Source organism: Kitasatospora sp. NPDC127116 (assembly GCF_042677365.1).
GTDB classification, from domain to species: Bacteria; Actinomycetota; Actinomycetes; order Streptomycetales; family Streptomycetaceae; genus Kitasatospora; species Kitasatospora lactacystinica.
Map to the genome: position 1 here is coordinate 21,658 of NZ_JBHXTL010000112.1, position 11,138 is coordinate 32,795.

The window sequence follows — 11,138 nt, forward strand, 5'->3', positions numbered from 1 at the left end:
CGTCACACCCGTTTTCTCCCAGAGGAGTTGTCCCACCCATGAGCAGGAAGAGGTCGGTGCCGCGGCCGACCCGCACCAGAATGTCCGCGATCATCGCGGGCACCCTGGTCGGGTCGCTGCTGCCGGCACTGCCGCTGGCCGCCGTCGCGGCGGCCGCGGAACCGTACACCAAGCCGTCCGCGGTCTCACCCGAGAAGCCCGTCAAGGGCTCCGACGCCAAGGCCAGGGGCCGCAAGGCCGACACCACCGTCAGCAGGACGGACGGCAAGCAGGGCGCCCTGCCCGGCGCGGGCAGCGCCACCGTCGACGTGCCCGGCGAGAAGGGCAAGGCCGTCAAGGCCGGCAAGCTGCCGGTCGCGCTCTCGTCCTCGGGCGCGGCGGGCAAGGCCAAGGTCGAGCTGCTCGGCCAGGACGCCGCCGCCAGGGCCGGCGTCAACGGCGTCCTGCTGACCGTCACGGGCGCCGACGAGAACAGCGGCCTGGCCGTCGACTACTCGTCCTTCGCCCAGGCCGCCGGCTCCGGCTTCGGCTCGCGCCTGAAGCTGGTCCGCCTGCCCGAGTGCGCGCTCACCACGCCCGACCTGCCCGAATGCCGGGTGCAGACCCCGCTGCCGGGCGGCAACGACGTGGCGAAGCAGACCGTCGCCGCCGACGCCCTGACCACGGCCCCGGCCGGGTCGATGCGCCTGCAGTCCGCGCCGGGGGCGATGGTGCTCGCGGCCACCACCGGCAGCGCCGGACCGAGCGGCGACTACAGGGCGACGCCGCTGTCGAGCGCGTCCTCCTGGTCCACGGCGCTGAACAGCGGCGCGTTCACCTGGTCCTACGACATGCCGCTCACGGCGATGCCGGGCGGGCTGACCCCGAAGGTCGGCCTGTCCTACAACTCCGGTGCGATCGACGGCCGCACGGCCAACAGCAACAACCAGGCCTCCTGGGCCGGTGACGGCTTCGACCTGTCGCCGGGCTTCGTCGAGCGCAGCTACAAGGCCTGCGCCGACGACGGGGCGCCCAAGACCGGGAAGTCCAGCCCCGGTGACCTGTGCTGGGGCACGGACAACGCCACCATCAGCTTCGCGGGGCACTCGGGTGAGCTGATCCCGGTCTCCGGCGACGAGTGGCGGATCAAGAACGACGACGCCACCAAGGTCGTGCGCGTCCGCGACACCGGCCGCGGCAACGGCGACAACGACGGCGAGTACTTCCGCGCCACCACCACCGACGGCACCAGCTACTACTTCGGCTACAACCGCCTGCCGAACTGGTCGGCGGGCAAGCCGGAGACCAAGTCCGTCTACACCGTGCCGGTCTACGGCAACAACGCGGGCGAGCCGTGCAACGGCGCCGACTTCGCGTCCTCGTGGTGCCAGCAGGGCTGGCGGTGGAACCTGGACCTGGTGGTCGACGCCCACGGCAACGACATCACCTACTGGTACACCCCCGAGACCAACAACTACGGCCGCAACCTCAAGGCCACCGACCGCACCTCGTACGTGCGCGGCGGGCGCCTGGACCACATCGAGTACGGCCAGCAGCAGGGCGACCTGTACTCGGCCGGCGTCAAGCCGATGGGCCGGGTCGACTTCGGCACCGCCGAACGCTGCCTGGAGACCGGCGCGGGCGTGTGCGACCCGGCGAAGATCGACGCCAACCGGCAGTACTGGTACGACACCCCGTGGGACCAGAACTGCAAGGACGGCACCGACTGCACCACGCAGTACTCGCCGACCTTCTTCACCCGCACCCGCCTCACCCAGATCGCGGCCAAGACCCTGCAGGCCGACGGCAGTTACGCCACCGTCGACACCTGGGACCTGACCCACAAGTGGGGCACCGCCGACTTCGACTACCAGCTGCTGCTGGACTCGATCAAGCACACCGGGTCCTCCGCCGCCCCGTCCGTCGCCCTGCCGAAGACCACCCTCGCCTACAAGCAGATGGCCAACCGGCTCGACAAGGTCGGCGACGGCCGGATGCCGTTCATCAAGCAGCGGCTCGGCACCGTCACCGACGAACTCGGCGGCCAGATCGACGTCAACTACTCGGCCGCGGCCTGCGACTGGAACAACCTGCCCACCCCGCAGTCCAACACCACCCGCTGCTTCCCGCAGATGTACCAGGCCTCCGACGAGACCCCGGTCACCACGGAGTGGTTCAACAAGTACGTCGTCGACGCGGTCATCGCCACCGACCGCACCGGCGGCGCACCCGACATGGTCACCCGCTACACCTACCTCGGCGACGCCGCCTGGCACTTCGACGACGAGGACGGCCTGACCAAGGACAAGCTCAAGACCTGGTCCCAGTGGCGCGGCTACGCCCGCACCCGGGTCGAGACCGGTGGCGTCACCGGCATGACGACGCAGGCGGACCACTGGTTCCTGCGCGGCATGGACCAGGACCGCAACAACCCCGCTGACAAGAACGGCAAGCGCAGCGTCACCGTCGACGACGGGCAGGGCACCGTCCTGACCGACGACCAGGCGTGGGCCGGCTACGAGTACCGCACCGAGCAGTACGACAAGCCCGGCGGCGTGATCCTCGGCAAGAACGTCAACACGCCGTGGAAGCAGGAGACCGCCAAGCGCGTCCGCGACTGGGGCACCACCACCGCCAACATCACCGGCACCACGGTCACCCGCACCTTCACCTCGCTCGACAAGGGCGCGGGCAGCAACTGGCGCGAGACCCGTACCAACAACACCCGCGACGGCTACGGCCGGGTCACCTCGGTCGAGAACCAGGGTGACGTCGCGGTCCCCGACGACGACACCTGCACCCGCACCACGTACGCCGACAACACCGGCACCTGGATCCTCAGGAGCGCCACCCGTGTCGAGGTGGTCGCCGCGAACTGCGCCACCGACGTCAACCGGGACACCCGGGCCGACGGCACCTCGGCGGTGCTCTCGGACATCCGCTACCGGTTCGACGGCCAGGGCTTCGGCGCCGCACCCGCCAAGGGCGACATCACCCTCATCCAGACGCTCAAGTCCCGCACCGGCAACAGCGCCACCTACCTGGACCACGCCGCCACCTACGACGGCTACGGCCGTCCGCTGAGCAGCACCGAGCTGGCCTCCAGCACGGTCTACGACCTCAGCGGCGCCGCCAACCCGGTCACCACGGCCTCGCCGAACGCCCGGACCAGCACCACCGCCTACACCCCGGCCACCGGCCGGCCCAGCAAGTCGGTGGAGACCACCCCGCCCGCCAAGGCCGGCGACACCACCACCACGCAGACCACCACCACCGACTACGACCTGCTGCGCGGCCTGGCCGTCGACACGATCGACGCCAACAACCGCCGCACCGACACGCTCTACGACGCCCTCGGCCGCACCCTGAAGGTCTGGCTGCCCGACCGCTCCAAGGCCACCGGGCAGACCCCCGACCAGGAGTACGCCTACACGGTCGCCGACAACCAGATCGTCTCCGTCGCGGGCAAGACCCTCAACGAGGACGGCTCCCAGCAGACCGCCTACACCCTGTACGACGGCCTCGGCCGCTTCCGGCAGGGCCAGGCCCCGGGCGACAACGGCGGCCGCGTCATCGCGGACACCTTCTACGACGAGCGCGGTCAGACGGCGCTCGCCTACTCCCCGTACTACGCCACCGGCACGCCCTCCGGCACGCTGCGCAACATCGACGACACCGCAGGCCTGGAGACCCAGGCGGCAACGGAGTACGACGGCCTCGGGCGGGTCGTCAGGACCACCGCGCTCTCGGGCAACGGTGTCGGCACCCCGCTGGCCACCACGCTCACCGAGTACGGCGGCGACCGGGTCACCGTCACCCCGCCCACCGGCGGCACCCCCACCACGACCGTCTTCGACGCGGTCGGCCGGGCTGTCGAGCTGCGCCAGTACAAGTCCGCCGCGCCCACCGGCGCCTACGACTCCACCACCTACGGCTACGACCCGGCCGGCAACCTCTCCAGGCTCACCGGCCCGGCGGGCAGTGTCTGGACCTGGCAGTACGACCAGCTCGGCCGGCGGACCAAGGCGGTCGACCCGGACTCCGGTACCACCACCAGCACGTACAACGACCGCGGCGAGCTGACCGGCACCACCGACGGCGGCGGCAAGACCGTCGCCACCGCCTACGACAACCTCTCCCGGCCGATCGAGACGCGCGACGGCTCGGCGACCGGCCCGCTGCTGACCTCCCGGGCGTGGGACCCGGCCGGCAACAAGGGCCAACTGTCGTCCAGCACCCGCTACAGCACGGTCGGCGGCACCACCTACCAGTACAAGACCACCTACTCGCTGTTCGACACCCTCGCCCGGCCCACCCGCACCACGGTCACCATCCCGTCCGTCCCCGGCCAGGAAGCCCTGGCAGGCAGCTACATCAGCGGCACCATCTACCGCCTCGACGGGCAGGCCAAGTCGATCGCGTACCCGGCCGCCGGGAACCTGGCGGCCGAGTCGGTGGCGTTCACCTACGACGCGCTGCACCGGCCCACGGCCGCCGAGGGCCTGACGAAGTACCTCACCAACCAGACCTACAGCCTCACCGGCAAGCCGCTGCAGTCCACGCTCAGCAACGGCACCGCCGGCAAGGACGTGTACATCACCAACGGCTACGAGTGGGGCACCCAGCGCCTCGCGTCCAGCCGCACCGACCAGTACGGCGTCACCGGCGCGACCCGCGCCGCCGCCTACACCTACGACCAGGCCGGCAACGTCACCTCGGTCACCGACACCTCGCGCTCCGGCACCGACCGGCAGTGCTTCCGCTACGACTCCCTGGCCCGCCTCACCGAGGCCTACACCCCCGGCACCGGCGGCTGCACGGCCCCCGGCGGCACCCAGCTCGGCGGCCCCGCCCCGTACTGGACCAGCTGGACCTACAACACCAACGGCACCCGTGCCACCGAGACCCGGCACGACACCACCGGCAACACCGGCCAGGACGCCACCACCACCTACACCTACCCCGCCGCCACCGCGGCCCGACCGCACAGCCTGAGCTCCACCTCCACGGTCACCGGCACGGTCGGCGCTCCGGTCGTGGAGAGCTACGACTACGACACCGCGGGCAACACCACCGGTCGGCACCTCAAGTCGCCGTCCGGCAACCAGACCAGCGACCAGGCCCTGACCTGGGACTCCGAGGGTCGAGTCGGCCGACTCGCCGCGACCGTCCAGACCACCAACGGCAGTACCACCGCGACGACCAACCAGACCACCGACTACCTCTACGACGCTGTCGGCAACCGTCTGCTGGGCCACACCCTCGACACCGCCCAGCCGGCGGCCGAGAGCTGGACCCTCTACCTCGACCGCGTCGAGCTGAAGCTGGTCAAGGGCGCCACCAAGGCCACCGCCACCCGCTACTACCCGCTCGGCTCGGCCACCGCGGTCCGTACCGACGACAACCGCCTGACCTTCCAGGTCAACGACCACCACGGCACTGCCGAGATCGGCGTCGACGCCGCCACCGGCGCCGTGGACCAGCGCCGCTCGCTGCCCTTCGGCGGCAGCCGCGGCACCACCCCCGCCACCTGGGCCGGCACCCGGGGCTTCCTCGGCGGCACGGCCGAGCCCACCGGCCTCACCCACCTCGGGGCCCGCGACTACGACCCGGCCACCGGCCGGTTCATCAGCGTGGACCCGGTCCTGGCCGGCACCGACCCGCAGTCGCTGGCGGGCTACACGTACAGCAACAACAACCCGCTCACCCTCAGCGACCCGTCCGGGCTGCGGCCCGACGGCACCTGCGGCGGTACGGCCCAGTGCCGCACCCCCGAGGGCCAGCTCGTCCAGGACTACTGGATGCCGGTCAACGGCGGCGACTGGGTCGTCGAGACCGTCAAGAGCGTGAAGTCGGTCCTTCCCGGCGGAGTGCAGATCACCACCGGCAAGACGGACTTCAACAAGCTGATCCAGCAGACCAACAAGAACCTGAAGATCCTCCAGAAGCAGCGTCACCGCTTCGGAGAGGACCCGGACTCCGACGCCCACGACTACGTGGCGGCAGCGCTGAACGCCTGCCACATGATCAAGGAATGCCAGAAGTCCCCGATCTACAACGAGCTCTGGGACCAGCTCAAGAACTGGCAGTTCGAGAACATCGCCATGTTCGGCCCGGGCGAGATAGGCGTCGGCGCCGGAGCCCTCGGCAAGGGCCTCGCCAAGTTCAACAACTCGGCCAAGCCCAAGCCGGCCGCCGCCGCCGCCGAGAAGCCCGCACCGGGCAACCGGATCGCCATGTCCTGCGACAGCTTCCCGGCGGGCGTCGCGGTGCGGATGGCGGACGGGACGACCAAGCCCATCGAGCAGTTGAAGGTCGGGGACCTCGTCCTCGCCACCGACCCGGAGACCGGGAAGACGGCCGCTCGCGAGGTCGACGCCACCATGGTGACCCCGGACGACGCCGACTTCACCACGCTCCTCCTCGCCGACGGCCGGGGCGAGGTCACCGCGACCGACCACCACCCGTTCTGGAGCGTCAACCGGGACGCCTGGGTCAACGCCGGGGACCTGACCGCGGACGACACCGTCCGCAGCTCCGACGGCACGGTCGTCGCCCTGGCCCGGGTCCGACACTTCCACCTGGTCCAGCCCGCCCACAACCTGACGGTGCGGGACCTGCACACGTACTACGTGCTGGCAGGGAACACGCCGGTACTGGTTCACAATTCCGGACCGAACTGCTTCACCGCCAACTCCTCCCAGGTAGCGGCCACCCCGCGTGGACGTGCTCCGGAGTATCACGGCGGAACGATCAATCAGGACCAGGCCATGGACCTTGCCGAGCGTTGGCTCGGGGCCGGGTACCGGGAAGAGGGAGTCGGCCGGTACGTGTCAAGTGATGGCAGTCGTATAGTTCGTTACGGAAAGCACGAGACCACGTCGAAGAGCCATCACATCCACTTCGAGGCGGTCGAGAACGGCCGAGTGGTCGAGAACACGAGTGTGGAGATCAGGCCATGAGTGCACCTGTGCCGGCCGTCCTTGACGGCGCTTCGGTCGAGCTGTACGCGCGGGTGGGAGACGCGCAGCGGCCCACCGGCCGGACCAGGCACTCGATCGACGGCCTCGACGAGAAGATCTCCCACCTGGCGATCGCACGGTACGACGGAGAGTCCGATTACTACCTGTTCTACTGCTCTGCGGACTGGGAAGTCCTGACGGACACGTGCCATCCCACGCGGCAGGAGGCGATCGAGCAGGCGGACTTCGAATTCGAGAACGTGGAGTTCGCTCCGCGCCCTACGGGTTCTGAGCGGGGTTAAGAAGGGGCCCTACTCCGCCCCGCCCCTACCGTTGCACTGAAGAAGCCCCACCGGATCGTTTTCCGGTGGGGCTTCTTCAGGTCTCGACGGCAGTAGCCGAAGAATCCGCTCGCGCAGGGCATGGCGGGCCTCGATCCCCGGTCACCGCGCCAGAGCCCAGGTGTCGCGCCTCCCCGCCGAACGCCCCCGCCCGTCGGGCGATACGCTCCTCGCCCGCCTGGGAGCCTGGGCGCCTGAGCTGCTGCCGCTGCTGCTGCGCGATGGAGGGCTCAGATCGGCAGGTTCCAGCCCGGTCCGGCCTCGCTTCCGATCCAGACCCGCTGCCCGGTCGGCGAGACGGTGAGGCCGAAGCCCTCCTGGTGCGGCTCGCCGGCCCGCTGCCAGGCTTCGACGGCGCTCTCCACCTGGTCCCAGAGCCGGAGCGGGCCGCGCTGCACCACGGTCCACCCGCCGCCGGGAACGGGCGCGGTCCGGGCCTGCGATCCGGTGGCCACGTCCCAGAGGATCTGGTGCCCAACGGCCCCCATCCGTTCGGCCGAGGGCGCCGCGAGCTGGGCGACCCAGCTGCCGGTCCAGGTGCTGATGACCTCGGGGTCGATCCGGGACGGGCGTTCGTCCCCCGGGAGCAGGGAGATGCTCTGGCGCGGCGGTCGGTCGTGCGGGCGGGCGATCATGAAGCTGGTCCAGCCGGGCATGAACCGGCCCGTTCCCTCGCCGGGGGCCGTGACGACCAGGCGGACGAGCCCGAAGCCGAACCCCCACCCGGAGAGGGTCGCCAGAATGACGCCGCCGGGCTTCACCTGGTGCAGCCAGCCGGGCGGCAGGTACCGGACGGCGCAGGTGGCGATCAGCCGGTCGTACGCGCCCTCGCCGCCGTCCGGGTCGCCGATCAGCCCGTCGCCGACGACCAGCCGGGGAGCGAACCCGGCCGCCCGGATCGCGGCGGCGGCACGCTCGGCCACCAGCGGGTCGTACTCGATGCTGGTCAGGTTGGCGTCCCCGAGGCGGTGGGCCCCGAGGGCGGTCGAGTAGCCGGTGCCGGTGCCGATCTCCAGCACCCGGTGCCCGGCTTCGGCATCGAGCTGCTGCCACATGCCCAGCACCAGCGACGGCAGGGTGGAGGACGACGACGGCGTCCCGGTCACGGTGCCCCCGGTCACGTCCTCGGGGCGGACGTGACCGTCGAGTTGGGTGATCAGCGTCTCGTTCGCGTAGACCTGCCTCAGCCATCCGGGGTCGGTCCGGTGCACGGGCCGGTACGCGGTCGGGCTGCTGCCCGGGACCGGCACGAAGAACGACCCGACGAACAACTCCCGCGGCACGGCGAGCACGGCGGCCCGCCATGCCGGATCGCCGATCGCGTCGTCCCCGGTGAGGCCGTCCACCAGGGCGGCGCGAAGCCGGTCCGAGGTCCTCATGAGTCGGGGCCCTTCTCCAGGAGGTCGGCGATCGCGCGGGCGATCGCCGAGGTGGTGTCGACACCCTGCCAGGCCCAGGGCCCGCTGACGTGGCATTCCGAGAAGGACCACTCACAAGGGGCGGTCACCACGAGGTCGACTTACGACGCCGTCTTATCGATCTTCGGGGCGGTCTGGTTCACCGACCCGGAGAGGCTGCTGCTGACGGCCGGGTTCACGGACCCGGATGTCCGAGTTCTCGACGCTCCCGAGCCCGGCCACATCGGAACCCTGATCGCCCGCGCCGTGGTCGCGTGACCTTCGAGAGCGGAGCGGCTCCACGGCCCGCGCCGGGGAACCCCACGCCGCCCGGAAAATCCGCTGGCGCAATGCTCGCGGAGCATCGAGGCTGGTCAGCGTGCCAGAACCCAAATATCAGATCCGCGCCCTCCACACCCCCTCCACGGTGACCGTCTACCAGGCGTACTCGCCGGAGATCGGCCTGCCCGCCGCCCGGGACGGCCGCTTTCCGGCGGTGTGGAAGCGGGACCGGATGACGTGGATCAAACCGTCGTTCCTCTGGATGATGTACCGCTGCGGATGGGCGACGAAGGAAGGACAGGAGACCGTCCTCGCGGTCGAGATCACCCGCGAGGGCTTCGAATGGGCCCTGGAGAACAGCTGCCTGTCCCACTACAAGCGCGGGCTGCACCCCGACCAGGCCACCTGGAAGCGGGAGTTGAGGCGGTCGCCGGCCCGCGTGCAGTGGGACCCCGAACGCGGCCTGCATCTGGAGCCGCTACCCCATCGGTCGCTTCAGCTCGGCCTCACCGGCGAGGCCACCGAGCGTTATGCGGACGAGTGGATCGTCTCGGTGGAGGACGTCACCGCACTCGCGCACACGATCCACGACCACGTGCGGGCCGGGGAACTGGAGGAGGCCCGGAAGCTCCTGCCCGCCGAACTCCCGTACCCGTCGGGCGACACACTGCTGACCCACCTGGGCGCCTGAGCCCGGCCTGTGTTCTTCTCGTGTACCGAGTTCCCGGTCAGCCTTGGGCCGGGAACTCGCCGTCCTGAACGGCCGCCACGAATGCTGCCCAAGCAGCGGCCGGGAAGACGAGGGCCGGGCCGTGAGGGTCCTTCGAGTCGCGCACGGGAACGACACCGGGAAGACCGGGGGCTACCTCGATGCAGTCGCCGCCATTGCCGCCGCTGTAACTACTCTTGCGCCAGACCGACATCATGCAGGGAACTCGCCCTCACGGATCGCAGCAACGAAGGAGCCCCACGCGGCCGCCGGGAAAACGAGCGCCGGGCCGCCGGGGTTCTTCGAGTCACGCACGGGGACGAGGCCGGGGAATCCGGGGGCCACCTCGATGCAGTCGCCGCCGTCCGGGCCGCTGTAGCTGCTCTTGCGCCAGCCGGCCGCGTCGAGCTCGTTCTGCATCATCTCTGAACCCTTCCAGCGCCTCGGCGATCAGCGCGAGCGAATCGCCCGCTGTGAGCGCATCGCCACGCAGCCGATCATAGCGCCGCCGATGCCCGGAAACGACGGTCGGATCGTCGCTGGGACTGCCTCTGTCAAGGCTCTCCGAGTACACCAAATGCTGCCCGTCCGGCATCTCCAGAAGAACCATCGAGGTCTTGATGATCGTCGCCCGAGCCGTGAACGGCACCACCTGAATGACGATGTTCCCGCGCTGGGCGATGTTCAGCAGGTGTTGCATCTGGCGAGCCATCACCTTCGGTCCACCGACCACCGATCGAATCGTGCTTTCGTCCAAAAGCACCACCAACTGGGGCCCGCCCTCAGCAAGGAACCGCTCCTGCCGCGCGAGCCTCGCCGCGACTCGCTCCTGAATCACTTCTGGGCGTTCATCCGTCCCGCCAGCCTCGAACATCGCTCGTGCGTAGTCCCTGCACTGAAGCAGTCCGTGCATGAAGTCGGCCTGGAACACATGGGCCCCAACCGCCTCGGCCTCCGTATCGGCATGAGTCTGGAACCAATCCGGGTGCTCAACTCCCGCATTCCAGTCCACCCGGTCCCAGAGCCGCTTCAGCGATCCGCCTGTGTCGAGCAACCGGTCCGCCTGCACGACCATGTCCGGCGACATGCGCCTCTGGCCGGACTCGTACCTGGTGATGTTCGGCCTGGTGCAGTGCAGCAGCTTCGCCAACTGCTCCTGCGTGTAGCCGGCCATCTCCCGGTAGAACCGCAGCTCTTCGCCGAAGATCCGCGCCGAACTGGCCGTCACTTCGCTCTTGAGTCGCCGGTGTGCCATGCCTGACCCCCAGACGTACCGCGTGTGCGTGGTACCCGATTTCGGCCATCACCGTACCTCTGCGACCCGGATCATTGAGACCGGAACGCAATCATCTGCATGCGCAGAGTGATTGTGCGCGCTCTTGTCGCACTCCCCCCTCCGCCCCCTCCGAGGTACCCCCATGCTCAAAACGCACCGTCGCCCCCGCATGTTCGTCGCGCGCCTCGACTC

At 70.0% G+C, this 11,138-nt stretch carries 8 protein-coding genes; 4 read left to right on the plus strand and 4 right to left on the minus strand.

Features of this window, described 5'->3' with window-relative positions:
• The first annotated feature begins 38 nt into the window (after positions 1-38).
• Positions 39-6,941 carry a polymorphic toxin-type HINT domain-containing protein gene (locus tag ACFVHV_RS33195; RefSeq protein WP_380356156.1) on the plus strand — a complete coding sequence of 2,301 codons (6,903 nt, stop codon included), beginning with the start codon at positions 39-41 and terminating at the stop codon, positions 6,939-6,941.
• A complete protein-coding gene (locus tag ACFVHV_RS33200; RefSeq protein ID WP_359906728.1) occupies positions 6,938-7,243 on the plus strand; it encodes a hypothetical protein in 306 nt (101 codons plus the stop codon). The genes ACFVHV_RS33195 and ACFVHV_RS33200 overlap by 4 nt, the downstream gene beginning before the upstream one ends.
• A gap of 269 nt (positions 7,244-7,512) precedes the next feature.
• On the opposite strand, the gene tgmC is transcribed toward ACFVHV_RS33200, so the two are convergent.
• Positions 7,513-8,661, minus strand: coding sequence for an ATP-grasp peptide maturase system methyltransferase (gene tgmC / locus ACFVHV_RS33205; RefSeq protein ID WP_380356158.1), 1,149 nt, complete (start codon positions 8,659-8,661; stop codon positions 7,513-7,515).
• A 51-nt stretch (positions 8,662-8,712) separates the two neighbouring features.
• Here tgmC and ACFVHV_RS33210 point away from each other — a divergent pair, with 51 nt between their 5' ends.
• Positions 8,713-8,958 (plus strand): hypothetical protein, encoded by a 246-nt coding sequence (locus ACFVHV_RS33210; protein ID WP_380356171.1) that lies wholly within the window; start codon positions 8,713-8,715, stop codon positions 8,956-8,958.
• Between the two features lie 100 nt (positions 8,959-9,058).
• Positions 9,059-9,652: a DUF4291 domain-containing protein gene (locus ACFVHV_RS33215; protein ID WP_380356160.1), complete on the plus strand. Its 594-nt coding sequence runs from the start codon at positions 9,059-9,061 to the stop codon at positions 9,650-9,652.
• Positions 9,653-9,689: 37 nt separating this feature from the next.
• Here ACFVHV_RS33215 and ACFVHV_RS33220 read toward each other — a convergent pair whose 3' ends face one another.
• The 3 genes from ACFVHV_RS33220 to ACFVHV_RS33230 are packed head-to-tail and all read right to left on the minus strand — an operon-like array spanning position 9,690 to position 10,925.
• Positions 9,690-9,887: a DUF397 domain-containing protein gene (locus tag ACFVHV_RS33220; RefSeq protein WP_380356163.1), complete on the minus strand. Its 198-nt coding sequence runs from the start codon at positions 9,885-9,887 to the stop codon at positions 9,690-9,692.
• Positions 9,884-10,015, minus strand: a complete 132-nt coding sequence (locus ACFVHV_RS33225; RefSeq protein WP_380356165.1) for a DUF397 domain-containing protein — start codon at positions 10,013-10,015, stop codon at positions 9,884-9,886. The genes ACFVHV_RS33220 and ACFVHV_RS33225 overlap by 4 nt, the downstream gene beginning before the upstream one ends.
• Positions 9,978-10,925 carry a helix-turn-helix domain-containing protein gene (locus ACFVHV_RS33230; protein ID WP_380356166.1) on the minus strand — a complete coding sequence of 316 codons (948 nt, stop codon included), beginning with the start codon at positions 10,923-10,925 and terminating at the stop codon, positions 9,978-9,980. Before ACFVHV_RS33230 ends, ACFVHV_RS33225 begins: the two co-directional genes overlap by 38 nt.
• Positions 10,926-11,138: the final 213 nt, after the last annotated feature.

Coding starts and splice junctions, on each gene's coding strand:
- ACFVHV_RS33195 (WP_380356156.1), top strand. CDS start 39: ATGAGCAGGAAGAGGTCGGTGCCGCGGCCGACCCGCACCAGAATGTCC.
- ACFVHV_RS33200 (WP_359906728.1), top strand. CDS start 6,938: ATGAGTGCACCTGTGCCGGCCGTCCTTGACGGCGCTTCGGTCGAGCTG.
- tgmC (WP_380356158.1), bottom strand. CDS start 8,661: ATGAGGACCTCGGACCGGCTTCGCGCCGCCCTGGTGGACGGCCTCACC.
- ACFVHV_RS33220 (WP_380356163.1), bottom strand. CDS start 9,887: ATGATGTCGGTCTGGCGCAAGAGTAGTTACAGCGGCGGCAATGGCGGC.
- ACFVHV_RS33230 (WP_380356166.1), bottom strand. CDS start 10,925: ATGGCACACCGGCGACTCAAGAGCGAAGTGACGGCCAGTTCGGCGCGG.